An 836-nucleotide genomic window follows, 5' to 3' on the forward strand; every position below is an offset into this window, starting at 1 on the left:
CCCTAAAAATTGGAGTCAATTTGTTGACTGGTTCCACGATGAGCAAGCTTGTCGTGATTATCTGTACGCGCTTCGTTGGCCTAATGGTTTCATATGCCCCAATTGTTTGGTGCATAATGTGCCCTATACTCTTCCCAAAAATAAACTTAAATGCGTTCAGTGTCGGAAACAAACTTCTGTCACAGCAGGTACTATTTTTGATAAAACAAGAACGCCTCTTAAAGATTGGTTTGCTGCAATTTGGTATCTCACCAATCAGAAAAATGGTGTAAGTGCACTTGGTATGCAGCGTTTACTCGGGCTTGGCAGTTACCAAACAGCTTGGGCGATACTACATCGATTACGCTACGCCATGATCAATCCTGAAAGAGATAAATTATCTGGACTTGTTGAGGTAGACGAAACCTTTGTTGGTGGTATAGTCGATATAAATCAACAAGATAAGAAGAAGTTTGTTGTGTTGATTGCAATAGAGTTAATAGAGCCAAAAGGGTTTGGTCGCATTAGATTACGACAGGTCGATAGAGCGACAAAATACAACGTTGAGCAATTCATAAAAGATGTTATTGAGCCGAATAGTCAAATTCACACAGACGGATTGGCGGCTTATGGTTCCGTTGATAACATGGGATATTCAAGAAAAAAGACCGTACATCTTGGTTCAAATATACCAGCTCATGAAACCATGCCAGGTGTACATCGAGTGGCTTCTTTACTGAAGCGATGGTTGTTGGGAACCTATCAAGGTGCTGTTCAATCTAAACAACTCGATTACTACTTGGATGAATATACCTTTAGATTTAACAGAAGAAAATCTCGGTCTAGAGGGCTATTGT

At 40.2% G+C, this 836-nt stretch carries 1 protein-coding gene; it reads left to right on the plus strand.

Going from position 1 to position 836, the window contains the following annotated elements; genetic code table 11:
* Positions 1–836 (plus strand): IS1595 family transposase (locus DK187_RS20910; protein WP_111609221.1); only part of this gene is annotated, 836 nt, incomplete at both ends.

Origin of the sequence: Marinomonas arctica (assembly GCF_003259225.1) — a bacterium.
GTDB lineage: Bacteria > Pseudomonadota > Gammaproteobacteria > Pseudomonadales > Marinomonadaceae > Marinomonas > Marinomonas arctica.